This window comes from Arthrobacter sp. (assembly GCF_048266065.1).
Classification (GTDB): domain Bacteria; phylum Actinomycetota; class Actinomycetes; order Actinomycetales; family Micrococcaceae; genus Arthrobacter_H.
The window spans coordinates 123,583-146,946 of sequence record NZ_JBLXAH010000007.1; the positions used below are offsets into that span (position 1 = coordinate 123,583).

At 63.4% G+C, this 23,364-nt stretch carries 26 protein-coding genes; 6 read left to right on the top strand and 20 right to left on the bottom strand.

The window, feature by feature from the left end:
- Positions 1-52: 52 nt before the first annotated feature.
- Positions 53-664 (bottom strand): hypothetical protein, encoded by a 612-nt coding sequence (locus ACN0TP_RS12875; RefSeq protein WP_417219592.1) that lies wholly within the window; start codon positions 662-664, stop codon positions 53-55.
- A 62-nt stretch (positions 665-726) separates the two neighbouring features.
- On the opposite strand from ACN0TP_RS12875, the gene ACN0TP_RS12880 reads away from it, so the two are divergent.
- Positions 727-858 carry an HNH endonuclease gene (locus ACN0TP_RS12880; protein WP_417219594.1) on the top strand — a complete coding sequence of 44 codons (132 nt, stop codon included), beginning with the start codon at positions 727-729 and terminating at the stop codon, positions 856-858.
- A 20-nt stretch (positions 859-878) separates the two neighbouring features.
- On the opposite strand, the gene ACN0TP_RS12885 is transcribed toward ACN0TP_RS12880, so the two are convergent.
- A complete protein-coding gene (locus tag ACN0TP_RS12885) occupies positions 879-1,106 on the bottom strand; it encodes a hypothetical protein (RefSeq protein ID WP_417219595.1) in 228 nt (75 codons plus the stop codon).
- A 151-nt stretch (positions 1,107-1,257) separates the two neighbouring features.
- Complete coding sequence (locus ACN0TP_RS12890) at positions 1,258-1,419, bottom strand: antitoxin VbhA family protein (RefSeq protein ID WP_417219596.1); 162 nt, start codon at positions 1,417-1,419, stop codon at positions 1,258-1,260.
- A 118-nt stretch (positions 1,420-1,537) separates the two neighbouring features.
- On the opposite strand from ACN0TP_RS12890, the gene ACN0TP_RS12895 reads away from it, so the two are divergent.
- Positions 1,538-1,834, top strand: a complete 297-nt coding sequence (locus tag ACN0TP_RS12895) for a hypothetical protein (RefSeq protein ID WP_417219598.1) — start codon at positions 1,538-1,540, stop codon at positions 1,832-1,834.
- 21 nt (positions 1,835-1,855) lie between these two features.
- On the opposite strand, the gene ACN0TP_RS12900 is transcribed toward ACN0TP_RS12895, so the two are convergent.
- From ACN0TP_RS12900 to ACN0TP_RS12950, 11 genes are all read right to left on the bottom strand, one after another.
- Positions 1,856-2,170 carry a hypothetical protein gene (locus ACN0TP_RS12900; protein WP_417219600.1) on the bottom strand — a complete coding sequence of 105 codons (315 nt, stop codon included), beginning with the start codon at positions 2,168-2,170 and terminating at the stop codon, positions 1,856-1,858.
- A 60-nt stretch (positions 2,171-2,230) separates the two neighbouring features.
- Positions 2,231-2,500: a hypothetical protein gene (locus ACN0TP_RS12905; protein ID WP_417219602.1), complete on the bottom strand. Its 270-nt coding sequence runs from the start codon at positions 2,498-2,500 to the stop codon at positions 2,231-2,233.
- On the bottom strand, positions 2,497-2,895 hold the full coding sequence (locus ACN0TP_RS12910; RefSeq protein WP_417219604.1) for a hypothetical protein: 399 nt from the start codon (positions 2,893-2,895) through the stop codon (positions 2,497-2,499). The genes ACN0TP_RS12905 and ACN0TP_RS12910 overlap by 4 nt, the downstream gene beginning before the upstream one ends.
- Before the next feature lie 104 nt (positions 2,896-2,999).
- Positions 3,000-3,236, bottom strand: coding sequence for a hypothetical protein (locus ACN0TP_RS12915; RefSeq protein ID WP_417219605.1), 237 nt, complete (start codon positions 3,234-3,236; stop codon positions 3,000-3,002).
- Positions 3,237-3,537: 301 nt separating this feature from the next.
- A complete protein-coding gene (locus ACN0TP_RS12920; protein ID WP_417219606.1) occupies positions 3,538-4,050 on the bottom strand; it encodes an HNH endonuclease in 513 nt (170 codons plus the stop codon).
- A gap of 40 nt (positions 4,051-4,090) precedes the next feature.
- Complete coding sequence (locus ACN0TP_RS12925; RefSeq protein WP_417219607.1) at positions 4,091-4,318, bottom strand: hypothetical protein; 228 nt, start codon at positions 4,316-4,318, stop codon at positions 4,091-4,093.
- A gap of 101 nt (positions 4,319-4,419) precedes the next feature.
- Positions 4,420-6,456, bottom strand: a complete 2,037-nt coding sequence (locus ACN0TP_RS12930; RefSeq protein WP_417219609.1) for a hypothetical protein — start codon at positions 6,454-6,456, stop codon at positions 4,420-4,422.
- A 123-nt stretch (positions 6,457-6,579) separates the two neighbouring features.
- On the bottom strand, positions 6,580-7,362 hold the full coding sequence (locus ACN0TP_RS12935) for a hypothetical protein (RefSeq protein ID WP_417219610.1): 783 nt from the start codon (positions 7,360-7,362) through the stop codon (positions 6,580-6,582).
- Positions 7,363-7,468: 106 nt separating this feature from the next.
- Positions 7,469-8,035, bottom strand: a complete 567-nt coding sequence (locus ACN0TP_RS12940; protein ID WP_417219612.1) for a hypothetical protein — start codon at positions 8,033-8,035, stop codon at positions 7,469-7,471.
- Between the two features lie 550 nt (positions 8,036-8,585).
- Complete coding sequence (locus ACN0TP_RS12945) at positions 8,586-9,233, bottom strand: hypothetical protein (RefSeq protein WP_417219613.1); 648 nt, start codon at positions 9,231-9,233, stop codon at positions 8,586-8,588.
- A gap of 58 nt (positions 9,234-9,291) precedes the next feature.
- Positions 9,292-9,795, bottom strand: a complete 504-nt coding sequence (locus ACN0TP_RS12950; RefSeq protein WP_417219614.1) for a hypothetical protein — start codon at positions 9,793-9,795, stop codon at positions 9,292-9,294.
- A 54-nt stretch (positions 9,796-9,849) separates the two neighbouring features.
- On the opposite strand from ACN0TP_RS12950, the gene ACN0TP_RS12955 reads away from it, so the two are divergent.
- Positions 9,850-10,875: a hypothetical protein gene (locus tag ACN0TP_RS12955; RefSeq protein WP_417219616.1), complete on the top strand. Its 1,026-nt coding sequence runs from the start codon at positions 9,850-9,852 to the stop codon at positions 10,873-10,875.
- Between the two features lie 107 nt (positions 10,876-10,982).
- Here the strand turns inward: ACN0TP_RS12955 and ACN0TP_RS12960 are convergent, their stop codons facing one another.
- From ACN0TP_RS12960 to ACN0TP_RS12975, 4 genes are all read right to left on the bottom strand, one after another.
- On the bottom strand, positions 10,983-11,621 hold the full coding sequence (locus ACN0TP_RS12960; protein ID WP_417219618.1) for a helicase associated domain-containing protein: 639 nt from the start codon (positions 11,619-11,621) through the stop codon (positions 10,983-10,985).
- Between the two features lie 120 nt (positions 11,622-11,741).
- Entirely contained in the window at positions 11,742-12,608 is an 867-nt protein-coding gene (locus ACN0TP_RS12965) for a hypothetical protein (protein WP_417219620.1), read from the bottom strand.
- Between the two features lie 14 nt (positions 12,609-12,622).
- On the bottom strand, positions 12,623-12,853 hold the full coding sequence (locus ACN0TP_RS12970) for a DUF2188 domain-containing protein (protein ID WP_417219621.1): 231 nt from the start codon (positions 12,851-12,853) through the stop codon (positions 12,623-12,625).
- 277 nt (positions 12,854-13,130) lie between these two features.
- Entirely contained in the window at positions 13,131-13,730 is a 600-nt protein-coding gene (locus ACN0TP_RS12975; protein ID WP_417219623.1) for a hypothetical protein, read from the bottom strand.
- Positions 13,731-14,242: 512 nt separating this feature from the next.
- On the opposite strand from ACN0TP_RS12975, the gene ACN0TP_RS12980 reads away from it, so the two are divergent.
- The 3 genes from ACN0TP_RS12980 to ACN0TP_RS12990 all read left to right on the top strand — a co-directional run bounded on the left by ACN0TP_RS12980 (position 14,243) and on the right by ACN0TP_RS12990 (position 20,169).
- On the top strand, positions 14,243-16,891 hold the full coding sequence (locus ACN0TP_RS12980) for a DEAD/DEAH box helicase family protein (RefSeq protein ID WP_417219625.1): 2,649 nt from the start codon (positions 14,243-14,245) through the stop codon (positions 16,889-16,891).
- A gap of 582 nt (positions 16,892-17,473) precedes the next feature.
- Positions 17,474-19,441, top strand: coding sequence for an ATP-binding protein (locus ACN0TP_RS12985; protein WP_417219627.1), 1,968 nt, complete (start codon positions 17,474-17,476; stop codon positions 19,439-19,441).
- Positions 19,442-19,488: 47 nt separating this feature from the next.
- On the top strand, positions 19,489-20,169 hold the full coding sequence (locus ACN0TP_RS12990) for a hypothetical protein (RefSeq protein ID WP_417219629.1): 681 nt from the start codon (positions 19,489-19,491) through the stop codon (positions 20,167-20,169).
- Positions 20,170-20,572: 403 nt separating this feature from the next.
- Here the strand turns inward: ACN0TP_RS12990 and ACN0TP_RS12995 are convergent, their stop codons facing one another.
- Both ACN0TP_RS12995 and ACN0TP_RS13000 read right to left on the bottom strand, forming a co-directional pair.
- Positions 20,573-21,133 carry a maleylpyruvate isomerase family mycothiol-dependent enzyme gene (locus tag ACN0TP_RS12995; protein WP_417219716.1) on the bottom strand — a complete coding sequence of 187 codons (561 nt, stop codon included), beginning with the start codon at positions 21,131-21,133 and terminating at the stop codon, positions 20,573-20,575.
- Positions 21,134-21,294: 161 nt separating this feature from the next.
- On the bottom strand, positions 21,295-22,761 hold the full coding sequence (locus ACN0TP_RS13000) for an integrase core domain-containing protein (RefSeq protein WP_417219630.1): 1,467 nt from the start codon (positions 22,759-22,761) through the stop codon (positions 21,295-21,297).
- Positions 22,762-23,364 lie beyond the last annotated feature (603 nt).

The following is a 23,364-nucleotide window of genomic DNA, read 5'->3' on the forward strand; positions in this document are numbered from 1 at the left end:
TCGGGGTCGAAGGGGTGTGGCGGGTCGGGAACAGCTGGCGTCCCCGCGGCCGTCACCAATCGACGGACCAGGCGCGTCGGGCCACGTCGATGACCAGTTCGGGTTCAGCGTCGAGGTGGTCCACGGGCCGTGACCCGTCCTCGAAGTAGGTCGTGGGCGAGCACAGCCACAACACCACGTCCTCGGGCTCCCAGCTGTTCGCCTCGGCCAGTTGCAGCAGATCCTTCACGCCTGGCTTGACGCGGCCGAGCGAGGTGTCGAACTGGAAGTCTGGGTAGAGGTACCTGTTCAGCCGGCGGAGATGGAGCAGTTCGCCCCGGGCGCGCATGTCGTTGGCCAGCGAACGTACCGAGGCTTTCCCAGACCCAGAGCCGAGCAGCTGTGCGACCTCCGTGCTGGTGAGGAGGCCGAACTCATCCTCGATGGACTTCACTGCATTCTCCGTCGCCTGGGCGGCGCGGGCCGTGGCCGGCGGGAGCGGATCCTGTATCCGGGCCATGGCCCCAGACAGCTCGTCGAGGGTGTTCTTCTCGCGTACGAGCACGATGAAGTGGTTGACCTCGGATTCGGTCAGATCGACCCCGACCTCTTGGCTCAGCACCTCGCGAACCCGCGCGTAAGCGGTGCTTGCCTCGTGCCGTGGACGCTTTGCAAGTGTCGCCATGGTGACCTCCTGTACTACGTTTCCCACAGTTTAGCACTTCGGTGGTTTCGTCGGCGTGGCTTGTGTCGGCAACGCCTGGGCCTGGGCCGCGCATTCCGGCGCGTAGGCCCAGGGGCGGCCTCAGCACGCCGGATAACCTCCGGACGCCGTGCTGGCGTTGCAACCGCACCAAGGGCGCGAAGCTGGTCTCGTAGGGGCCGGTGGATGGTTGGTCTCAGGCGTACTTCGGATCCCAATGCAGCGGGGAATCCTCACGCCACCAACGACGCAGCGGGGTGTAGTCGTCCGGGGAGTCGTGCTGGCTGACCTTGTCGACCGCGTCGCCGAGGGCTTCGCGCTCCTCGGAGGAGAGCCTGAGGATCTCGAAGCAGCCGATGTGCAGCCACAGGGTCGCCAGGGCGCTCTCCGTGGAGGTGGGTTCGTCGGGCGGGGCCGTGTCCATGTGTGCCTCCAGGGCGATCGGTTGGGGAGGGGTGGCGCGGCCGACCCGCGGTACCTGGCGGTCTCGTCCTAGAGTTCTGATTCTGGGCCAGGAACGTTCGTACCCGGGTAGCCGTACGGATCGACGAACCGCTCGTCCCTGCCCGCAGGCATCAGGGTGTCTTCGACTTCTCGATGAATTCGTGAAGGGTCAGACGGCCATCGAGGTATGAGTTGATGTCCTCGACCGTCTCACGGTCAGGCTTCATGCCCTCCAGGGCCCAGCTGGCCATGGTGTCGATGGTCAACTCGCGTTTCTGTTGGCTGTTGAGCATTTCGGCCCCCTCCCTCTCTGGTATCAATTCTAGCGGTGGATGGGGTTGACCCATGGGTGTCTCCTTGGCGGGATCGTGTCCCGGCCGCGTGGCGGAACCAGGGGTCTAGACTCCTTGGGTGCCGAAATCCGTCGAGCTCCAGCTCTCTGCCGCAGGTGTGCCCTTGCGCGTCGTCCACGAGGGCCGGGTCTGGAAGGTCGGCGCGGAGCCGATTAGATGGTTCGAACGGGTGCCGTGGTGGCGCGCCGAGATGCGTATGGCACGGGAGTCCGGGACCCGCATCGAGGTCAAGGTCTGGCGCCTGCAGGTGCGTCTCGGTGTCAGCACCACCTCTGACCTCGTGACGTGGGAGATCGTCTGCGAGCCGGGTACGGGCAGGTGCTGGCTGCGATCGGAGAACGGCGAACCGGTCTGAGGTCCTGGCCATCCCGGACTCCTATCCGAGACCGAGGGCCTCGTCGCTGCAGAAGAGATCGGCAACTTCGTAGTCGGATTCCATCCGGTGCATCACCTCGGCGGTCGCGCGGGAATGGAAGCCGGCGAGGTTGCCGGTCGCCACCTCGGACAGGATCTCCACCGGGTCGGTGATGTCGGCTTCCAGGCCGGTGCCCTCGAGGTCGCTGACCCAGGTGCGGACCGCCTCGGCCTCGAATCGGGAAGCGGTTTCGATGGAGGTGAGCACGACGACTTCCTGCGAAGTGCCCGGCGCACGGCCGGGATCCAACTGCCAAACGGTCTCCATGTGCTCCATGGACACATCCTGCACCCGAGGGTGTCATGGCACCAGGGGTCCTTGCAGAGATGGTGGCTTTCAGTCTTCGTGCCACTGCAGGCCGAACCTGGTGAATGCCTCCCGCAGCTCGGGCAGGTCCGGGTGGACCCGGTCCGGCTCGCTCGACGGATGGATGCGCGGACCCTGCTGGTCATCCCAGCGGCCGCCGAAACGGCCTTCGTCGTCGGCATGGCCCCAAGGTGTCCACGCCCAGGGGTCGGGGGCATGCCCGACGCGCCAGACGTGTTGGGTCTCCTCGGGATCCTCGATCGCCAGCCCGGGGCTGGTTTCTGGTTCGGGGGTGCTCATCCGACGTACGCGAACGACTTCGCCACGGCGATCACACCCCGGGCACCGTCCATGGGGTCGGCCTCGCGCAGGACGTGCGCCGGCGCGTCGTCATCCAGCGCCGGGTTCATTCCCTTGAACCATGATTGCACCGTCGTCGTGTCGTAGCGGTCCCGCAGCAGCGATGCGGCATGGAAGGCGTGGCGCAGCCGCTCCTGGTCGACCTCGCCGGGGGTGCTTGTCCCTTCTGCCCAGCTGGACACGGATCGCGCAGCCTTCACGCCGCCGATATAGGCGACCAGCCGCACTCCAAGCATCTCGCGCAGTTGCGAGACGAGGTCCGGGAAGGCGAGCCGGACCGAGTCCTCGTGGGCGTGCAGGCCGGGCCGTTGGCCGGATGCCATTGCGGTAGTCATGGTTCGATTCTACGATGGAATGCCGGGCAAATCCATGGTGGTAAAGCACCCAGAAACGCATTACAAAGTGCTGATGTCCTGAAACATGCGTCGGTTGGTTCCCTTCAGCCCCAGCCCGGTACGTCGCCCGGATGCGGGAAGGGCTCGTGGTGGATGGGGTCACGGGGGTCCTGGGCACGCTCGGCATGCCGGAAGGCACGCTGCAGGGTGAGTCCCGCGAAGCGGCGGCCCCGGTCGTCGACGAGGACGAACCGCCGGCCGTCGCGGCCCACGTCGTACTCGGTCGGGACGACCTCGGAATTGATGACGCTCGGCGTCGTTGGCTTATTGGTGCGCAGCATGAATGAAGGCTCCTGGTCTGGGTACTTGTAGGGCACGGAGTACCGGATGGCTGGTGTGCCGACCCGGGCCGGCGCTATTCCAGTGGGTAGCGGCAGGTTTCCCCGGGTCCGATCGAGGAGACGTGGTCCTCGTGGATCAGGGGTCGGTGCCGGACCGGCAGCATCCGTCCATGGGGGCTCCTGCAGGTGCGGCAGCGGTGCTGGCCGGGGTAGTACCTGTTGCGGCCGCTGGCACGGATTCCGCAGTCCAGGCATTCCCAGACGCCACAGGCGGGGCAGGCGGGTGCGTTTCGGGTGGCCATCACCGGCCCGCCATCGCGAAGGCCCGCAGGGGCAGGTGCAGCACCCAGCCGAGCTCCCTGGGCAGGAAGTTGGCCTTGGCCGTGTTGCAGGGATCGCAGGCACCGACCAGGTTCAGCGGGTGGTTGCTGCCCCCGCGGTCCAGGGGGTGGACATGGTCGATGGTCGTGGAGGGCGCCGTGCGGCACCACACGCACACCTCGTCCTCGGCGAGGATGGACTCCCGCAGCGCCGGGGCGACGTCGTTCCCGGCCTTCCGGGCGCCCGCGTAGGGCCAGCGCACGAGATCCAGCATCGCGGGGGTGGCAAGCCCTGATCCGGGCTCCAGGAACCTCCCTGCGGCCTCCTGGAGCGCCCTGTCGGTGCCGCGGGCCCGGTTCTTCTCGGCCTTGCGGTTGAAGGCCTCCATCCGTGCCCGGGATGCGGCCACGCGTTCAAGGTGTGCCAGGCGTGCCCGCCGGAGATCCTCCTGCGTGGGGACCACGCGGGAAGCGGCGGGGGGTCTGTTCGCCATGACGGCACCTCCTCTTTCTCATCCGCGGAACGTGGCTGCCCTACGGAATGGTAGTTGTGTTGATGAACAGCCGGGCATCCGCCTCGGTGTCGTAGAAGTCGGCGGACCCGGAAACGAGGGATCCGGTGGCTTCATCCACGACCCCGAACCCGGGGATGACCACGTCGTCCGGATGGTCCGCGAGGCAGTCCCCGGCGCTGTCATAGATGTCCCCGTAGCCCCCTTCCTTGGTCTGGTTCGCGAACAACGCGGTGATCCTGTGGCCCATGGTCGATTCCTTTGCCTGGTGGGATGGCAGGGCCCGGGCACCGGCGCGGAGGTTGATCCGTCGCTGGTGCCCAGACCCTGCAGGTTGGGGTGTTGCAGGTGCTACTTGGTGCCGGACCCCGTGCGCTTGCCCCGGCGCTTGCGGTCACCCGCTGCCATCTTGTCCGCACGCAGCGCCATCTTCAGCAGCAGCTCGCTCGGGGAGGAGATCTCGTCGAGCAACGTGATGGTGTGCCTGAACTCGAGGTTCAGCCGGGGCTCGGGCATTCCGGGAAGCGAGGCGTAGGCCGGGTCGAGGCTGCTTTCGAGCTCCGCCAGGGGCTTGACGGCCTCCAGCACGGCCTCGGAGTACCGGCACACGAATTCCTCCTCGTCCCGGGCACCCGTCGAGGCCAGGAAATACGCGCGCTGGATGGCCCTGTGGGACACCGTCGCGCGCTCGACGAAGATCTGCTTCTGGTCGTCGTCCAGGCCCGCCACGGCAGCCAGATGCGTGGCACGCACATGCTCGTGCGGTGTCACGGACTTCTGTTCCAGGGCGGCCTCGATGGCCTCGACGGTCCGGGGGCCCCGGGTTATGGCCACCGCCTTTGCGTAGTCGATGTCCAGTCCCTCGAAGTCCCTGGTCACGCCGATGACCAGCGGCAGGCCGTCCGCCAGCTTTTCCTTGATCAAGCCGACGGTGACGGCGAATCTGGACAGGGGTTGGCCGTAGCCTTGTGATCGTCCGATCTTCTGGAGCCTGTCGGCATCCGTCAGCGGGGGCAACGGCTTCGCCTTCCTGGATGGCGTCTCGGTCTTCAGGTCCTCCAGGGTGGCCCACTCGACCTCGTCCGGGTCGATGAAGGGCCGTACGTCCTCGGGGGACTTGAACACGTAGACCGGGGCGTATCCGTTGGCCCTGCGCCAATCGGTGATGATCCCCGAGGACCTGGTGTCCAGATCCTCCAGCACCAGGCAACGACCGCTCATCCCCTCGGCCAGATCCGACACACCCAGGGTGGTCTCCCGCGTGCGGCGCCCGCCCTTGGGGTACCGGATGTGCTTCAGGGCGATCTCGACCGTCTTGTCGTAGCGCTTTCCGACACGGTCGAACCAGCGGGTGCCTGTGAGCACCCGTTCGGTATCGGATGCCTCGTCCCAGGCGCGGTACAGGTTGTAGCTGCTGGTCGCCGCCTCCAGCTTGGCCAGGTAGGGGCCCGTGACGATCTCGGCCCATTCGCGCAAGGCACCATGGACCAGTTCGCGGTTGCCCTCGGTGTCCTCGATGCTCTCGCGGTTCGGGGAGATCTTGACCGAGTCCTTCGGCAGTTCCACGACCAGGTGGTGCAGGCCGTGTAGCGGCATGTCCAGTTGGCCCAGGAAGCGCGCGGGCACGCTGTGGCCGGTGGTGCCGGTGCGGACGGTGACCAGGCGGCCGATGGCCATCGTGGCGGGGAGGACCCGGACGATGTCCGTGGAGACCTGGTTGTCGGCCTGCTCGCGGTAGTTCCGCATGGATGGTTTGACGAGGCAGGTCTCGGACACCAGGGTATCGGCGTCCACCCGGTACGTTCCCCGTTCCCACCAATAGAAGACATCCCGGGCTGCATCGAGCCACTCGCCGTGCTCGCGCCAGTCACCCACCACGGGAACCCGCACGGTGACGCCGTTGGCCTCGCCGGTGTCCTCGGTGGAGACGATCTTGTAGCCGGGGTTGCCGTCGGGGAGCCGGGCGAACAGGACCTCCCGGCGGACCCCGTCCTTGATGGCGATGACGGTGTAGTGGTCGCTCACGGCGAAGGGCGACTTGGACCCGATGCCGTAGTTGGGCGTGGCCTGGCCGTCGTGGCGCTTGGTGGAGTCGGCATAGTTGCCGACCACGTCCGCGATGTCCTCCAACCCCAGGCCGAGCCCGTGATCGGTGACCGTGAGGAAGGGATCCGCGTCGCTGGGGACCTTGACCTCCACTGGGCCGGTATGGCCGGCCGCCTGGTGTGATTCCAGCGCGTTGGTGGACAGCTCGCGGATGACGGCCTCCTTGGGCCGGCTGTACTGGCGCGAGAGCGTGATCATGGCGTGGGCCATGTCGCCCTCCTTGATCCGGGAGAGAGTGAACCCCTCGGTGTCGAGGGGTCGTTCGAGCGTGTTGGTGGTCATGGCGTTCTCCAGTGGGTATCGGGCAGCAGAAAGGCCGCCGGCTCGGTGGCGGGCGGCCTCGGGGCTGTGTTCGGAAGTAGTGCGGGTGGCGACCCGCCGTGGACTACGCCCTGGTGGGGCGGTCTACAGGTCCGCCCGGGGCTTCCAGGCTGCGGCCTTCTCAAGGTCGATCGTGTACTCGGGGTTGGCGGCGCCGGCCTTGTTCAGCACCGCCCAGTGGGCGCATCCGGGATCTGCGGTGAGCTCGGGCAGGTGTTCGACCACGCCTTCGCCTTCGTAGGAGTCGTCCTCCGCGAAGTACTGGGCGTCGGCCCGGTAGCCGCCGAGCCGATTGCCGGCGGCGTCGTAGGCGATGGCGCCGGAGACGAAGTCGGCGTGGTCGCCGCCGTCGACCACCAGTCCGAGGTGGTCGGCCCCGGGGTGGTCCTTCAGCACGGCCCGGGCGATGAGTGAGGCGGTGGCCATCTCGTAGTCCTCGCGCGCCCGGGCGAGGGCCGCGCGACCGTGCTCGACCATCCCGTGCAGCCTGTCATCGGAGAGGTCCTCGGATCCCCCGGCGGCGACGGCCAGGATCCGGGCCGTTGCCAGGCCGTGCCGCAGCTCGGCATCCAGCATCCGGGTGAGCACGCCGTGTTGCCGGCCCGCCCATTCCCCAGCCTGCTCGATGACGTCCTGCCCGACGCCGACGAAGTCGTCGGCATACAGTTCGCCCAGCTCGTGGCAGCCGGGGCCGTCCTCGTCGGTCCAGACAGTCATCGTCCCGCCTTGGTCCCCGGGCACGGTCACCGTGGAGATGAGCGTGTGTTCCTCGTCGTAGTGCACGCCGATCGAGGGTTCGGGGAGCTCGACGGGCCAGCCGTCCAGGGCTGCCGGGCGGGGTGCGGTGGTCTTGTTGGTTGCTGTCATGGCTGGGTTCTCCGGGATCGGTCGTGGGGGTCATGGGGTGTTGGAACAGGGTGCAAGGCGGTGCGGCACTGGCCAGGGGAGCAGTGCCGGCGTCGACAGGTCGTGCCTAGGCGCCGCTGCGGCGCAGGCCGTAGATGGCCGCGTCGGAGCCGTCGTGGCGCCAGTGGGGTACCCGTGACGCCAGCGGCTCGGTGGCGTTCATCAGGGTGCCAGGGCGGGCACGGGTGTGGAACCAGTCCCCGGACCGGGCGGCGGCACTCATCAGCCGGCGGCTCAGCGCCTTGCGCGAGAACGCGACGTCCTGGGGGTGCCGCTCGGCCATCCAGTGCTCGTACAGGGCGTGGAGGAAGTCCATTGGGAGGAAGTTCCATGCGAAGCGCGGGGCGAAGGCATCCCAAAACTCCAGGACCTGCTCGTCGGGCTGGCTGAGGACGTTCTTCGCCTTCGAGGCCGTCCGGTTCGGCTGCAGCCTGATGGCCGAGGAGATGGCCTCCCACATCGGGGCGACGGCGGGGTCGGCACGCAGCTCGTCGGTGCACGAGCGGAAGAGCTCGTCGACGCACGAGCGGGCAGTGCTCAGCGCGATCAGGTCCTCCAGGGAGGCGCGGCGGTCGGTCGCCACCTTGTCGAGCTCGGCGAGGGCGGTGACGAGATTGCGGCCGGTGTCCAGCATGTTGTGGCCTCCTTCTGTGGGTTGGTTTCGGTGGTCTCGGGGCGCTTTCGGGGCTTGTGGGGGCCGAAAAGGGGCAAAAGTACCGCGGATGTACCACTCGGTTTTCCGCTCGAATTCCTGCTCGCAGGAACGTTCTGCCTAGTCAGATAGGAAATTTGGGATGCTCGGAAGAAAATGGTGCGTACCACGAAATTCGGGCCGGTCGGACCTATCGGGTACGCCGTTTGGGCTCTTTTACCCCTATATCTCAATGAATTGGGTGGTATATGTACCCGATGTACCACCCAGATCGGGAAAGTACACACATGCGCGCACACATAAGGGGTTTCACGGAAAAAAGTGGTACTCCGGGTACAAACTGGCGTTTGCCCTTGTCAGGTAAGGAATTGGTTGCATTTGCGCTGGTACCTCGCGGGTACGCCACTCGCCTGCAATTCCTCCCCGAGCAACAGCGAACCGCGCCTATTGGGCGATTTATCGCTGTCGAGGTGGGCCAAGGGGCGTACCACCCCAAGTGGTACGCCCCTCCGTCGGCCTTCCGGCCACGTGCTCAGCGTCCCCCGGCGGCGGGGCCGAGGTGTGCCACGCGGGCCGTCCGGGTACCAGGTGCGATCTCGGTCAGCCCGTTGTCGGTGATGACGATCGACGCGGGCTTTTCGGCGTCCTGGGCGAAGCTGGCCGTGCCCAGGTGCAGGCCCGGCTCATCGGCCCAGGTGCGGCGTGCGGAGGGCCCGAGCGTGAGCAGCCAGGCTCCGGGGGCATGCGCCGCCTGTGCGGCTGCCTTGCCGGTGCTCATGGCCACGTCTGCGTTGAGCTCGACGAGCGGCACGAGCGCACCCGGATGGCCGAAACATCCTCCCGCAGGCACCGTGCCCTCAACGGGCAGGTCCAGCCCGGTGACCTGCAGGCGCTTGATGGCCGGCGGGAACCCGGCTGCGTCCAGCGGCGCGAAGCCGATGGCGGTGGCGCCGCCGACGCTGATCTCGGCCCATGGAAGATCCAGCAGCCGCACCTTGTCGAGCTCGACGGGGCGCTTGGCCCGGCGCACGCTCTTGGTGAAGCTCCCACCGAGCCAGCTGGCCCAGGGCTCGCTGGCGGGATCCGCAGCGGCCAGGGCGAGACCTGAGGCCAGCGCGGCGGCCGCGATGGTCTCCAGGTGTGTCGAGGGCCGGACGACGATCGGTTGCACGGGCTTCATGGTGGTTCTCCCTTCGGCATTGGACCCCGGGTCGGGTCATTGGTTCACATGGCGTATATCAGGGCTGGTAGTCGCCGCCGGCACTGGTAACGGGTTCATCCGCCAGACCATAGGGGTCCAGCTTCATGCCCCGCAGTTCGGGATGCCGTGCGTGGCGGGCCTTCGGGCCCGCAACCTGCACTTCCCTGGCATCCTGCACTGCCACATGTCCTGTCTCCACCCCGGGCTCGGCTTCGCCGCGCCTCTGGCGGCCCTCAGACGAGCCCACGGGCTCGACGAGGCCGTGGAGCACGTCGGCGAGCTGCCACGACGCCTGCGGGCTGCTGGCGGCCTCTGCCGGGCCGTTGCCAGCGGAGCCCCGCAGGCGTTGGTGCTCGAACCGGGCGGCCACGAACGCGTCGTAGACCGATTGCGGGTGGTGTGGCGAGAGGCGGGCGACGTCCAGGCTCCAGCCCGCATCGCGGGCGAGTTGCTCGAAAAACACGGTCTGGCTGCGCGTGTTCCCCTCGCGGAAGGCATGGGCGTGACAGTGGCAGGCCAGGGTCTCGTAAACGGTTGCCACTCTATGGACCAGCCTCCCTGATCCGGCGACAATGGGAACAGCGAGGAGGTCCACATGGCCGACGCCACGAAGTACCGCCAATACGACGGGCAGCCACTGTCCAATGTATTGCGCCGCGAGATCAGGAAAGCACGTTTGAGGGTCACCCTCGACGAGGAGCTTGGTCGCACTACCCCCGACGCGGTGAAGAAACTGGCGGCGTTCGAGCTGCCGCCGATCGTCAGGGAGCGGCCCCAGGACGAAGGCACGGCGGACCGTCGCCGGGACGGCTGGCAGACACTCTCGAACGCGTTGCGCACGAAAATCCTCAAAGCACGGTTGCGAGTCACCCTTGACGAGCAGCTGGGTCGCACAACTCCCGAGAGTGCGAAGAAGCTGGCGGCGTTGGATCTGCCACCCTTCGTCAGGGTGCCGCGCCAGGACGGAAGAGCTGCTGAACGCCGGACCCCCGACCCGCAGAACGACGCACCGGCCAGCAGCACATTCGACCGCGCGCTGCTCTCCAATGAGCTGCGCATGAAAATCCGGAAAGCGCAGTTGAGGGTCACCCTGGATGAACAGTTGGGCCGCACGACTCCCGAGAGTGCGAAGAAACTGGCGGCGTTGCCTCTGCCGCCACTCTTCAGGGTGCCGCGCCAGGATGAAAACGCGGCGGATCGCCGGACCTCCGACTCGGAGAACGACGGGCCCACCCGCAGTCCATCAGACCGCGCTTCACTCTCCAATGCGTTGCGGATGAAAATCCTCAAAGCTCAGCTGAGGGTCACCCTCGACGAGCAGTTGGGCCGCACAACCCCAGAGAGGGAGAAGAAACTGGCGGCGCTGGATCTGCCGCCGATCGTCCGGGTGCCGCGCCGGCGCGAAAACGCCGAGAATCGTCGGACGTGCGATTCGCTGAATGAAGAACCTGATCCCGGCACAACTCGACGCGAAGTCCTTGTGGCACGGATGAAGGTGTCTCTCGATGAGCTCCGGGGCCGTGACACAGCGCCGGAACTCAGGCGCCTGTCGAGGATGAGGCTGGCGCCAATCAGGCGCGGCAAGCATCTTGTTGATGACGCCGTAGGACGGGAACCCTGAAACGACCAGGAGCAGCCGTGCGGGTCTGGAAGTGCTAGGAACGGATCGGCGACCGGTTCGCCAAGGCCAGAAGGCCGTCGAGGGCAGGATTTCCCTGCTGAGCTGGCCTATGAATAGTCGATCACACACACCCTGACCCGGGCCATGGGGAGTGCCCCGCGGCGTGCTCGTGATCGTTGTCGGCTCAGCCACGCACCGAGGCTGCGCTCATGGTCGGTCGATCCGCCCCGGTAGGCCGGCAGCCGGCCTTCATTGTCGATGAACGCCCTGCAGGTTGTAATTCGCTCAACCCAATGCCGGTCGTTCATTTGGTCGCGTCCGAGAACGGTCCACCGGGATATGGACTCAAGCTGGCGTTCCTGCCGGGCCGTGAGGTGGCCGGCAGCGGATGCACTGCGTTGGGCACGCATCCAGTGGTACAGGGACACCTCCAACGCGCCGGAGACCGTTGTTGTGTCCGCAGCGCTCCGGGGGAACCGCCCATGGGCTTGGACGAAGCGGGCGAGCGAGAGCCGGTTGCCGTGCCACCCCCGCTTGCTGTCCTCGGCACGGAAAACCGGGAGCGAGGGCTCCAGGCACCGGCAAAGCCGCGTATCGAATAGGTTGGGGTCTTGTTCGAGTTGACCCCGGATGAAGGCCTCGGCGGTCCGGGGGAGGGTATGGCAGATCCGGGCGATGTCGTTCGGTTCGAGGCCGCGCTGGTAGAGAAGCAGCCACTCGACCCTGGAAGCTGGATCACGCGCCATTCCAGCAACCTACCGCACCTTGTGGCATGGCTCCTTTCAAGGGCCGCAGGTTGGGCCGCTAGCTGGATCTTTGCGGGTGAGCTGTAGCCCGCGATTACAGCGCGCAGGAGGTGCTCGCGACTATTGCGGGATGGCCGCGAGGAGGTCAAATACCAGCCCGGAGGCGTCGGTCGCCAGCGCTGCTGGCAGTGCAGCAGTGAACATGTGGAGCAGGCCTTGGATTCGTTGACGGGATCCGCCAGTCTTGGCGGTCTCGTCTACCAGATCCAGCTGGTCCATCGCCGCCTGCCGGGTTTCTCCCGACAGCAGCGCGCTGGCGAGAATGTCGCGAAGGTGGCCCATGGCAGCGTTGTATGCTTCCAAATCCATGCTGATGGTTTGGGTCACGTTGGCGGTGTTCGCGTAGCCCTGCTGTGCGGCGCCGACGTTCCCTCCGGAGATGGTCATCGTGTTGCTATCACCGTACGTCGTTGTCGACGAGGTTCCTGACTGCCGTGATTTCCAGTCTGCAGGAGTGAGTCCCGATTCGAGCACGTCCTGGCCCGTTGTTGTCACTTCGGGACGCACCAGTTCGCCGCCCAAGGTCTGGAAACCGGAAATGAGTTTTTCGGACACGAGGCGTTCTACGGCTTGTTCATACTCGCCGGCCGAGACGGGCTCACCTTGAACGCCCTCGGGAGGGAAGTGCTCGCTGGCGGCTCCCTGGTCGGGGGCTGCGGCAACGCGCTGCAGAATCCACAGCTGTATGGCCCCTTGCCGGTAACGTCGAGCCAGCCGATCGACCGCAGCGTAGGAACGTGGTGAAATTTGGAACGAGTAGCCGCCACCCAGGCGTTCCTCCGAGATGATCAGTTGATTGTCAACGAGCTCGTGGTAGATGCCTGCATGATATTTCTCCGGGCAGACGTCGTCCGGTATGTGATGATCTCCTTCTGGCTGCTCGGAAAACCAGTGAAGAACGCTGAGTGCCTCAAAAGTCAGAATCATTTTGGTCCTCACTCCTAGTTCTTGTCGCGCGGAGGATGGGGGTCGTTCCCGTAGGAATTCTTGGCGCCGATGGTTCCGTCGAGGTTCTTGACGGTGTGTTCGACCTGATCACGCTTTGCGGCCGCACGCCCCTGTGCCTGTTGTTCCGCCTTTGTCCCACCTGCAGAGAAGGCGCGGCTGTTCCCCTGACGCCTGCTCTTCCAAGTGCCGTCCTCGTTATAGGTTTCGATTCCGGGCTTTGCCATGGTCCTCTCCTTTGTTCGAATCACCATGCCTGATGCGCCGAACGCTACGCGGCGCGTCCGACCCGTTGGAGCGACCCTGCTTATGGGCACCTGTACCGTAACGACCGCTACGCAACCCAATAGACCGCTGTCTTGGGGTTTGTTAGCAGGCATTCGCCGGCCCCAAATACTCAATAGCGGGGTCGTAGAGCGTGAGCAGTGCTTCGTGGTGGCCATTGAGATCTTGCTAATGCATGGCTGATCGCTTGTAGACCGATGTTCTAAGGAAGAGTTAGTACTACGGTCCGCCGAAACCATAGCTGCCGAAGTACAAGTGGGCCGTCGTACGCATGGAATGGGTGGCGTCTCGAACGATGAGTCGCTGAACCAAGTTGTCGTAGTCTAGGTTTCCAGTAGCACGATGTTCGGCCATGACTCGCTGATTGATTGATTGTTCGTCTAGGTACGGTCGCCAATGGCCGTAGGGCTTGCGCACATCAGCCAGGCGCCTCAGGTCCGATAGGAGTTCGGGGTCCAGAACCCCGAACTTCTCGACCGCTGTCAGAAGCTCACCCAGGCCCATCCTCTCCCAACGCTTGGGAGGACTTTGGAATTGATTGAGGGCCGAGGTGCTTAGTGCTGGGACCATACCGGCTAATTCTCGCTCTGCCACCGCGTGGGCGCACAGGATCGCCGCAACCCAGTTTCCATCCAGGAACGACCGTACAGCGGCGTCCCAAACGAGCTGGGCTTCGTCCCCACCGCTGAGCGCGGCCCAGGACTTACCCGTGAGGGCCTCGGAAATCCACTTGTCCACTAGGTCAAGGCGTTGATCGGGATCAAGTGTTCGTACATCCAGGTCACCAAAGACTTCGTCCCAACTTTGATCCACTCCCACGCGCCCTTCCTCCACCCCGACAGATGACTTAGCACAGCACTCCATGCCTTGCGTTCTCGATCGCCTGGAGCTTGTAGCCTAGCGTTTTCCCTTACTGTGATTGGAACGCCAGACATGTACAAGCGATGATCACGCGTCTGGCGTAATGCGGAGGTGCAAGACCGTGAGCTGGGGGAGCGGTTGATAGCGGACACAATTCTCAACCGTCCGGCTGTCACTTCTTAGGGCATGACCACGACCGCACATCTGCCATCGTGCCGGCCGACCTTCACGATGAATGACTGGACCCGCAGCTTGTCGTTAAGACAGAGGTCCGCGTTGCTTGGAGGCCTCCGGAATCTGGAGTTGGTGCCCGGTGAGGCCGGAAATTCGGGGCCACCTCCGCATCGATGTTCCGGATCTCATCTTCCCGTCGACGAATGGTCGCGAGCGGTCCGGGCGTTAGGTCAAGGCATGTCGGAACCTCGTGCTCGTTGGGGCATAAGAAGGCGTCAGTGGGGCAAACTGTAGGAATGACCCCAATTGGCAGGGAAGACAGAGCCCGTCCTCGCTTCAGACCGGTCGGCGAACCCGCGACTACTTCCATCGATCCTGAAGCAATGTTCGGGGAGCTGCCCCGGACACCGACCGGTGTAGGCGCATTGTGGTCTCATCAGGCCGACCAATTGCGTACATACTCCAATGACCATCGAGAGACGCCGGATGTAGCCCTGGAGTTGCCTACCGGATCAGGCAAGACACTCGTCGGGCTTCTAATCTGCGAATGGCGGCGTCGGACGCTTCAGCAACGGGTGGTCTATGCATGCCCCACCAAACAACTAGCTCGCCAGGTATTGGCGAAAGCGAAGGCGCAGGGCATCGAAGCGACCCTTTTGATCGGATCGAATCGTTGTTGGGACCAGGCGGAACTCGGCCGATATACGCGTGGCGAAGCTATTGCTATCACCACCTATAGCGCCATCTTCAACCTCAATTCACACCTGGCCGACGCTCAGACGCTGATGTTTGATGACGCCCATGCTGCCGAAGGATATGTCGCAGAGGCATGGGCGCTGACGGTCGATTGCAAACTGGACCAATACCAGCAGTTTCTCGACGCACTAGCCGACTGGATCGAGCCGACCTTCGTCGCGCGGATGGTGGCCCCAGCCAGCCCGGCCGCTGATGCCAGCGAGGTCAGACTCCTTCCCATCGGAGCGATAGCGCGCCATGCGGCAGACATCGATCGCGTTTTGGCGACCCTGGAAAATGACCCCTCCTACCGCTTCAGGATGCTGCGCGAAAGTCTCAGTTCTTGTCTGTTCTATGTCTCCCGCCGCGAGATTTACATTCGCCCCATGATTCCGCCGACCTTCCAGCATCACCCCTTCACCACCCCAACCCAGAGAATCTACCTGTCAGCGACGCTCGGAGACGCTGGTGAGCTAGAACGTGCCTTCGGACGGACCGGCATCAAACGAGTGCCCGTTCCAGAGGCCTGGGACCGCACGGGCAGCGGACGCCGGTTTTTCGTCTTTCCCCAGCTGGCATCTTCCTCCCAACGGATTGCCACCAAGGAAAACAGAAACAGTCTGATGGAAGCGAGCGACGACGACGCGAAACCAGACGCGGGTCTCGCGGGTGAACTCCTCAATCTGGCCAAGAAGCGCCTAATACTCACCCCTGATAGTGAATCCGCGAAAGCCATGGCGGACCTATTCGACGTGCCAGAGGAAGATAGATACACCGCCAAAGACGCCGAATCGGGCATCGAGCCATTCATAGAGGCCGTCAACGGCACGTTAATTGCACCTAACCGCTACGACGGCATGGACCTGGCCGACGATGCGTGCCGAATGATGATGATGTCCGAGCTGCCGACCGCTTCCCACCTTCAGGATCGCTTCTTGGGAACCAAACTGCGTGCTGTGGAGATACTCCAGGAGCGCATCCGCACTCGCGTCCTCCAGGGGGTTGGACGGTGCACACGCGGGCCAAAGGACTGGGCAGTTGTCGTTGTCATCGGCGAAGACATCCTTCGGTTCCTCTCACGGACCGAAGTCCGCAAATCGCTGCCGGTCGAGCTGCAGGCCGAAATCACGTTTGGACTCGAACAAAGCCAGGTAGGCGCAGATGATCTTGTCTATCTCGCCGAGAGCGCACTTCACCAAGATGAAATTTGGCAACAAGATGCCGAACCTGAATTGGTTAAGTTGCGCCGTGCAGCCAAGCGAGAGTCACAGCCGCATGCGGCTGAACTGTCGGCGAGCACTGCGCGAGAAGTAAAGGCATGGACGCACGCCTGGCAACAGGAGTGGGATGCAGCGGCGAGTGCCGCCGTTGAAGTTTTCGAGCACCTGACCTCACCTGGTGTTCGCCCGTACCGTGCCCTGTGGGCGTACTTCGGGAGCGCTTGGTCCGCCCTCGCCTCCGCTGATCCCTCGTCAGCCGCTTCTGAACGAAGTTTCCGGCTACTTCGCGAAGCTCACAGAGATGCAACTGGCACGTCATGGCTAAAGGAAATTCAGCCGCTGCCGAGCGCAGCTCACGACATAGAACCGGTCGATCAAGAAGGTGTTGATGGCGTTTTGACTCTTTTCCAAGGTCCCCTAAGATCTGCAACCCGGTTCGAGCGGCAGTCCTCCATCATGCTGGCCAACCTCCATCAACGAGGGGCCACCCAGTATGAACAAGGGCTGGTGGAACTCGGCAAGCTCCTCGGTGCAGAATCTTTCAAGCCCTCGGGGCAGGGTAGGGCAGACGCCGTTTGGATTTGGCCTTCCCTTTGGATGACAGTCGAGGCGAAGAGTGAACAGACAGCCGAGGGTATGTTGAGCATGGACTATGTTCGGCAAGCCAACAGTCAGCTCGCGTCTGTAGCCGCCGACCGCGAGGTAGAGCGTCCTCCCGAGGCCAGTATCTCAGTCATCGTGACACCGCGCAGCGTGGTCGATCCTGATGCGGTACCGATTGCGGGAGGTCACCTCTTCCGGAGTATGCCAAAACAACTGCAGGATGTCGCCCATGATGTAATCCGAGCCTGCACTGAACTGAGAAGCGTCGGCACGGGCGTTTCTAGGGAAATACTGCACATCGAGTGCGCCCGTATCTTCTGGGAACACCGCGTTCTGCCCACGCAGGTGGCGGAACGCTTGTCGGCCGACCCAATTCGAGGGGTATGAGCCTGCCATAGCGAAGAGATGAGCGGTTTACCCGAGTGGGAATGTACAAGGAGTAGATTCGCGTCTCTCACTCACGCCCTGGGCCGGAGGGCGAGGGGGAACCTATCCAGAGATTTGCCTAAACCGGAAGTCGGTGGGGATCCATTTTTTCATATGATTTCTGATGGGGTTGCGTCAGCCCGAACGCTTGTCGTCAGAGATGCTCTGATCGGAACGATATTCGGTTACGGAACGTGGTGGAATTTCGTTTTTCGAACTGAACCTTTGGCAACGCTCAGACGGGACACTCAAGGCTTGCCTTTCCGCCATTTTCGCCCCGGACGGGCTCTGTGCGGTCAGGCATTCTCGGTGTGACCAGGGTGCTCACGCGCCAGTGCTGAGGCTCCCTGACCGCTGCGGTCGGTTTTTGCATCGAGGATGGTCTTTAGACAGTTGCCGTTTCGGAACTTCTGTGCCGCCGCTCAGTCACGATTGGTACGAACTGGTGCGACAACAAGCTGGGATCGTGGATGCTTCGGGCTTCTGCCTGCATGCCCGACCACGGTCACGAAGAGTGTCGCCGTCTACTGGCACAATGAGTCCATGCCTCGAATTACCCTCACCGCCGGAAATGACTTGGTCCAGCGTCTCGCTGGCGAGACGGATCCGGTACGAGCGATCATCGAACTCATCTGGAACAGCTTTGATGCTGACGCCAATGAGGTGTCAGTGGCCCTCGATCGAAATATCGCCGATGGCATTGTCGGCGTAACCGTCCGCGACGACGGCCTCGGCATGAGCCCGGAACGCGTGGAGCAGGACTTCAAGTGGGTGGGGAACTCCTGGAAGCTTGGGGCGCGCGTCACCGAGCGTGAGAAGCGACCTCTGCACGGCAGGTTGGGACAAGGGCGTCTACGCGCCTTCGCACTGGGAACCCGCATAACGTGGGAGACTGTCGGCCAAGATGCAACGGGCGCCTTCAAGAAGACTCGCGTGTCGTCAAACATTGACCATCGCAACGACTTCTCCGGCCCCGATCCTGTCGATGCCCAGGGGCCGACCTACACGGAGTTCCGAGCTGAAGGTCGTGACTCGCTTGGCAGGCTTGAGGGTGACTTTGCGCGGCCGCGCGTCGGTGCTGCCCTTGCTTTGCATCTGCTGACTTTCCCGACGCTCGAAGTCCGGTACGACGGAGTCAAGATCGACCCCGCCGCAAGCATCGATCGCCAGACGAAGCACGAGCTGAAGTGGTCCTACGACGGCGTCGAGCGCCAAGCCGCGCTGAAGGTCGTCGAATGGCGAGATGTGAAGGGCCGGACCCTCTATCTGTGCGACGAGAAGGGCGTTCCCGTCGATGAGACGCCGATCAGGCGCTTCGCGGACTTCAACTTCGCTGCGTACGTCCTGTGGGAGGACATGGCGGAGCATGCTAACGAGGTGCTGCTCGTCGATATGGAGCCGGAGACCTCACTGCTGGGTTCCCTCATGCAGGTCGTGGACTCCACGCTCGAGGACCATTTCGAGGCTCGCCGTGCTGAGCAGCGTCGCGAGCTCGTTGACCGCTGGAAAGAGGCCAAGACCTATCCCTACGAAGGCGATCCCGCCTCGGAGGAGGAAGTGGTCGAGCGAGCGACTTTCGATGTCGTCGCGACCGCTGTTCGTCGGCACGTCCCCAAGGCCCGCGGCCAGGAGAAGCTGACGTTGGGGCTCCTCAAGGACACGCTCCGGCGGAACCCCGATGGCGTGAAGACGCTCTTGAACCAGTACGTAGGGCTCGCCAAAGGCGAGAGCGAAGAGCTCGATCGGCTGCTCGAGCGCACCCCGCTCTCAAGGCTCATCCGGGCGACTACCGATGTGACCGACCGCCTCGACTTCCTGAGCGCTCTTCGCGAGATCGTCTTCAATCCCGAAGCCAAGGGGCTCGTGAAAGAGCGAGACCACCTGCACAAGATACTGGAGCGCGAAAGCTGGGTGTTCGGGGAGCAGTTCAACATGATGAGTTCGGAGATCGGTCTCACCCGAGCGCTCGAGCAGCACCTCAGCATGCTTGGCCGCGAAGGGGAGACCACTACGAAGGTCACCAAAACCGACGGCAGCCAGGGCCGCCTGGACCTGATGTTCTCGCTGGCTGCACCCGAGCACGAGACGAAGCGGCATCTGGTCGTAGAGTTGAAGGCCCCATCCGTGGTTGCATCGTACAAGGAGGCCAGCCAAATCAAGGGCTATGCCCGCGCCATCGTAGAGGATCCGCAGTTCGCCGGTACCCACGCTGTCTGGGACTTCGTCCTTGTCGTGAATGACTACAACAGCGACGTGCGGCGCGACATCAACCAGCGTGGCCGTGAGTCAGGGCTGCTCGATGAGTCCGAGCTCGATCCGAACTCGCCCTTGCGCTACAGGGTCTGGGTGCGCCGCTGGTCGGAGATCCTCGAGTCCGCGGACCAGCGCCTGCTCTACTACAAGCGCGGGCTTCAACACGATGCCTCCCTCAGGGACGTCAAGCGGTATTTGCGTGAACACCATGAAGACGTGCTGCCAGAGGGTCTGTTCTCGGAGGGCGACCCGAGCTAGACCGGATCGTGGTGACGGCCTGGTTTCCGAGCGGAAGGAGCATGCCTATGGAGGCGCATGTACGGTTGCCTCGCGTGATTGATGCTGCCCAGCAACTTGCCGGTGGCCTTGAGAACCCATGTCGCCTCGTCACGCTTCACCGCGATATTGACCAGCTGCACGATGACGACGGCAATAGACTTGGACAGTCGAGGAAGCAACATGCCCTGCGTTGGGCGGTGTTCACGATGGCCTATGGAGCGATTGAGGCATTTTTCAATGACATCTTGAGAGGCGATGACGACACTCGCGTCGTCCCTTTGAACCCCGGCAAGCTCCGTGACGCCGGCACAAGGCAAGACGTTCGTCTTTTCACGAATGATTGGGCTGTGCGATCCCGTGCACTTCTTCAGGATCGACCCGGGCGGCGTTCTCGCTGGGTTGTCTACTCAGGAACCCAGCAGCTCAACGCGTATCTGGCTGACATGAAAATGCTCCGAGACCTTCTAAACCACGGTCAGGATCCTCGTTCGGTCTCAAACATGTCTGGCGCGCTGTGGCCGCTCGCGGACGGCAGGAACACGATGCGACTCATGGGGGCAGAGGGATTCATTCAAGCATGCTGCGACCTCGCGTCGCAGACTGTGCTCGCGTACGGAGGTCGCGCCGTAGACCTGCCAAGTTGGCCTGAGCCGAAACGTTCGGGCCTGGCTGCAGAGCCGAAGCCCGATCTCAAGCTCGTGCCCTAGCCGCGTGGACACCCGTCTGCGGATTGGGCAGCTATTCAGAGGTTGCTCTGTGCCGTAACCCGGTGGAATTTCGTTTTTCGCTTTAACCTTTGGGTCCTTAGCCTCTCATCAACGCGTGGCTCTGGAGGTTTCGCGCGCACGGTGTGGCCTGCCGTACAACCCCCGGTATCGTCGTGAGCATGAGTCGACGTTCGGTCAAGAAGGCTGTCGGGTGCGTCGTCCACCAAGGAAAGCTGCTCGTGTTCACGCCCGGCGATTTCCCGATGGAGGTCACTGGTGGGCAGGTGCCCGCTGGGTCGATCGCCGAGGGCGAGTTGTCTGCGGTGCCGTCGTGCGCGAGGTGGGGGAAGAGACCGGCCTCGCGGCCAGAATCGTTCGCTCGCTAGCAGGCCGATCTTTGGGATCACCAAGTAGCCGAAGTTGTCTCTACGTCCAACGGTCCTCGTCCGGCGAGCCAAGCCATTAGCGACCGTCGGTTTGCAGCGGAACCGATTCGCTCGGGCACGGTGGACAGCAATACCGGGAGATCCCAGACCACATATTCTTCGGGCCAGTCCGAAGGGTTGTAGCCAAGTCCCAAGTCGACATGGTGCATTTCCACTTCACGTAGCCTGTGCGCTGGACAGCCTGAAGCGCCGTAATGTCCTCCGCCACGAAAATGGCCATTAGGCCACCCTGCAGCTGTAGACAGCGCAAAAACTTCTTCGAGTCGCGAGACGCTGGTACGAAGGTCGGCAAGGATCTCATCGGCCGATCTTGTAGCACCGTCCTCGATCTCCCGCCGTCGCTGATCCTCGCCGCTTGCGTATTTCGGAACGTCCTGACCATTCAGGGCACCAGATAGGCGACGGGCGTGCGCATCGGCGTTGCGTGCCAGATGAGTCAGGACATGCCCAACGGTCCAACCGGGCAGCAGGCTCGGCGAGCGGACTTCTCTGTCTGTCAGGTGCTCTACACGGAGCATCAATCGCAACTGCGCCTCGATGCAGAGTTGGTGGCGAGCACGGGTTGATGGTACGGCTGGTCCGGGCACTTGGTGTGGAACCTCATCACTTCGTGGACACCGGATCTCGTTACTTCCTGGACAGTGAATCTCATGGCTTCGTCTACAGCTACCAGCGCGCACTACGAGTCCTGGAGGTCTTGAGCTGAGCCGGGTTTGAACACCTCCGGCACTTGTTCTTCACGCTGGGCATATTGCTCGCGGTAGGCGGCTGCCTTCCGCGCCCATTGCTTCGTAGGGTGCGTTAGCTGCACTCCCTGGATCGCGTATGAGGCCACCCACCGTCCACGCATCTTCAATGCGATCAGGGGCAGCGGGAAGGAGAACACGATTTCGCTGGTGTGCGGATCCGAGAGCAGGAATTCGTGGTCGGTGATCGTTCGATGGAACTGGCGTCCGGCAAACGTCGTCGGCAATCCCACCTGATATCCCTGATAGTAGACCTGCCGGTTGTCAGCGGTGACGTCCACGAGCAGTTGATTGGTCGGTTTCGGCACGGTCTGAGAGCCGAGGATGTCGTCCTCGATGATCTTCCCCGTTTTGGACACGGTCACCGTGGCGCGCCCTAGCTCGAGGTCTTGGAGCTTGCGCTTCTGCCGGTACTCGGTGGCCTTGGCCTCGAGCACCGCCAGCGCCAACGGCTCCGTGGCCGGGGTATGGGCGAGTAGTTCCCATGCGATGTGAGGGGTGGACTGGTCAAGGGACTGGTGTGGCCGGCGGTGGTTGTAGTGCTGTCTATAGTGCGTGATCCGGGCGCGCAACTGCTCCAGCGAGCTGGGGCGGTCGGCTGCGAGGAATCGCTGCAGGGTCTGATGCGAGCGTTCGTTCTTGCCTTGGGTGGTTGGTTTGCCCGGCAGGCCGCTGATCGGCATGGTGCCCTTGGAGGCCAGGAAGATTTCGACGGCTCCGATCCTGCCTTGGCGCAGTTGGTTGAATGCCAATGAATTGTCGCTCAGGACCTCTTGCGGAGCGCCGTGGGTGTCGATGGCCGTTGCGAGCACGTGTTGGGCATCGGTGCTGTTCTCCTCCCGCTGGTATGCCCAGCTGCCCACGTCGTAGCGGGTTGCGTCGTCAAGTAGCTGGTAGACGGTCACCGTGGGGCCGTGGGCCAAACTGAATTCGAAGGCGTCAAGTTGCCACAGTGCCATCGCCGTGGCCCGCACGAAGGGGATGTAGGAGGACTTCGGACGCTTGCGTGGTGCCCGTTCGACTTGACCGACGGTGGCCAGCAGCCTGCCGATCGTGGCCACGGAGGGGACCTTCGTTCCGGGGAAGGAGTCTTGGATATTTGCCTCGTAGTAGATCGTGTGCGGGCCGTAGTCCCATCCGTCGTCCTTGAGCTGCTTGCGGATCCTGACCAGCTCGTTGACGACTTCCGGCCCGTAGCGGCGTGCCGGCTGTTTCGGCGCCCGGGAGCGGGGATGCAGGGCGGCCGTGGATTCGGTACTCGCGCGGTTGCGGATCTTGTAGAACACGCTGCGGGAGATCTTCTGTGATTTGCAGAACTCGCTCACCGTCAAGGCGTGGGGTTGGGTCGGGTCGTAGTTGATGATCGCAGCCCGGGTGCTGGGCGAAAGTACGTTGGTCATGCCATCGACTTTTCCAGCCTGCTACGCAAGGACAAATGTCCACGATGTTGTGAGACATGGTGTCTTCGATGTCATGAGTTCGTGTGTCCACGAAGTGATGAGGTTCCACACCACCTACCCGGACCATCAGTACCCTAAAGCCGTGCTCGCCAGTTGGGATGCACGTTCCGGATTGCTTTCAAGATTCACAGGTACATCAACCTTTCACTTGGCCACTCGTTTACAGGCCACGGCCGAGCCCACTCATCCATCCTTGTCCATCTGGCCATCCAGGACCGGCTGCTGCCGCGCCCGAGAGTGATTGTGTCTTACCTGACTCCCGCCCACCTTGGCCCGTAAGCTAACGCTGTCCGGATGGACCCAGCTTAAAAGCACGGACCCACGCGTGCGTGTCTGGAACCCAACAGTTGCTGCCCGGGTGAGGGCTCCCCCTACGGGTCGCAGTTGATTGCCAGCAAACCGCACCAAACTGCAGTCAGTTACCTCAAAGGTAGGCGATTGCTCGCCGCTTCCATAGTCCATCCCAATGCGTTGGATATTCAAAAGGCTGAACAACTATCTGCACATCGTCTTCGTGTTTGACGATTCCCGGATTTTGTGACC

Excerpts from the sequence above, each read along its gene's own strand:
- ACN0TP_RS12875 (WP_417219592.1), bottom strand. The coding sequence starts at position 664 with ATGGCGACACTTGCAAAGCGTCCACGGCACGAGGCAAGCACCGCTTAC.
- ACN0TP_RS12885 (WP_417219595.1), bottom strand. The coding sequence starts at position 1,106 with ATGGACACGGCCCCGCCCGACGAACCCACCTCCACGGAGAGCGCCCTG.
- ACN0TP_RS12890 (WP_417219596.1), bottom strand. The coding sequence starts at position 1,419 with ATGCTCAACAGCCAACAGAAACGCGAGTTGACCATCGACACCATGGCC.
- ACN0TP_RS12900 (WP_417219600.1), bottom strand. The coding sequence starts at position 2,170 with ATGGAGCACATGGAGACCGTTTGGCAGTTGGATCCCGGCCGTGCGCCG.
- ACN0TP_RS12905 (WP_417219602.1), bottom strand. The coding sequence starts at position 2,500 with ATGAGCACCCCCGAACCAGAAACCAGCCCCGGGCTGGCGATCGAGGAT.
- ACN0TP_RS12910 (WP_417219604.1), bottom strand. The coding sequence starts at position 2,895 with ATGACTACCGCAATGGCATCCGGCCAACGGCCCGGCCTGCACGCCCAC.
- ACN0TP_RS12915 (WP_417219605.1), bottom strand. The coding sequence starts at position 3,236 with ATGCTGCGCACCAATAAGCCAACGACGCCGAGCGTCATCAATTCCGAG.
- ACN0TP_RS12920 (WP_417219606.1), bottom strand. The coding sequence starts at position 4,050 with ATGGCGAACAGACCCCCCGCCGCTTCCCGCGTGGTCCCCACGCAGGAG.
- ACN0TP_RS12925 (WP_417219607.1), bottom strand. The coding sequence starts at position 4,318 with ATGGGCCACAGGATCACCGCGTTGTTCGCGAACCAGACCAAGGAAGGG.
- ACN0TP_RS12930 (WP_417219609.1), bottom strand. The coding sequence starts at position 6,456 with ATGACCACCAACACGCTCGAACGACCCCTCGACACCGAGGGGTTCACT.
- ACN0TP_RS12935 (WP_417219610.1), bottom strand. The coding sequence starts at position 7,362 with ATGACAGCAACCAACAAGACCACCGCACCCCGCCCGGCAGCCCTGGAC.
- ACN0TP_RS12940 (WP_417219612.1), bottom strand. The coding sequence starts at position 8,035 with ATGCTGGACACCGGCCGCAATCTCGTCACCGCCCTCGCCGAGCTCGAC.
- ACN0TP_RS12945 (WP_417219613.1), bottom strand. The coding sequence starts at position 9,233 with ATGAAGCCCGTGCAACCGATCGTCGTCCGGCCCTCGACACACCTGGAG.
- ACN0TP_RS12955 (WP_417219616.1), top strand. The coding sequence starts at position 9,850 with ATGGCCGACGCCACGAAGTACCGCCAATACGACGGGCAGCCACTGTCC.
- ACN0TP_RS12960 (WP_417219618.1), bottom strand. The coding sequence starts at position 11,621 with ATGGCGCGTGATCCAGCTTCCAGGGTCGAGTGGCTGCTTCTCTACCAG.
- ACN0TP_RS12965 (WP_417219620.1), bottom strand. The coding sequence starts at position 12,608 with ATGATTCTGACTTTTGAGGCACTCAGCGTTCTTCACTGGTTTTCCGAG.
- ACN0TP_RS12970 (WP_417219621.1), bottom strand. The coding sequence starts at position 12,853 with ATGGCAAAGCCCGGAATCGAAACCTATAACGAGGACGGCACTTGGAAG.
- ACN0TP_RS12980 (WP_417219625.1), top strand. The coding sequence starts at position 14,243 with ATGACCCCAATTGGCAGGGAAGACAGAGCCCGTCCTCGCTTCAGACCG.
- ACN0TP_RS12985 (WP_417219627.1), top strand. The coding sequence starts at position 17,474 with ATGCCTCGAATTACCCTCACCGCCGGAAATGACTTGGTCCAGCGTCTC.
- ACN0TP_RS12990 (WP_417219629.1), top strand. The coding sequence starts at position 19,489 with ATGGAGGCGCATGTACGGTTGCCTCGCGTGATTGATGCTGCCCAGCAA.
- ACN0TP_RS12995 (WP_417219716.1), bottom strand. The coding sequence starts at position 21,133 with ATGCTCCGTGTAGAGCACCTGACAGACAGAGAAGTCCGCTCGCCGAGC.
- ACN0TP_RS13000 (WP_417219630.1), bottom strand. The coding sequence starts at position 22,761 with ATGACCAACGTACTTTCGCCCAGCACCCGGGCTGCGATCATCAACTAC.